The sequence below is a fragment of the Streptomyces sp. SID4985 genome, from assembly GCF_009863025.1.
In the GTDB taxonomy this organism is placed as follows: domain Bacteria; phylum Actinomycetota; class Actinomycetes; order Streptomycetales; family Streptomycetaceae; genus Streptomyces.
The window spans coordinates 1-206 of the sequence record NZ_WWIR01000141.1 but is presented as its reverse complement, the minus strand read 5'-3'; the positions used below and the strand labels follow the sequence as shown (position 1 = coordinate 206).

1 pseudogene is annotated in these 206 nt (G+C 65.5%); it reads right to left on the bottom strand.

The features are described 5' to 3' along the window. A pseudogene (locus GTW40_RS32980) lies at positions 1-206 on the bottom strand (hypothetical protein); the annotation flags it as partial.

The following is a 206-nucleotide window of genomic DNA, read 5'->3' as shown; positions in this document are numbered from 1 at the left end:
CCATTTGTCGCTGCGGGCGAAGATCGGCCACTTCTCAGGATCCGGATCCTCGACATGCCAGCAGAACGAGTGCCCGGCCGAGGTCATGGCCCACTGGAGGAGCCGGATCGTAGGCCCACCGACGGGAGCGGAGCCGGCGAACTGGGTTCGATCCGCAATGATCAGTTCAAGGGCCAGATGCCGTGCCCCCGGCGCGCAGATGTCGA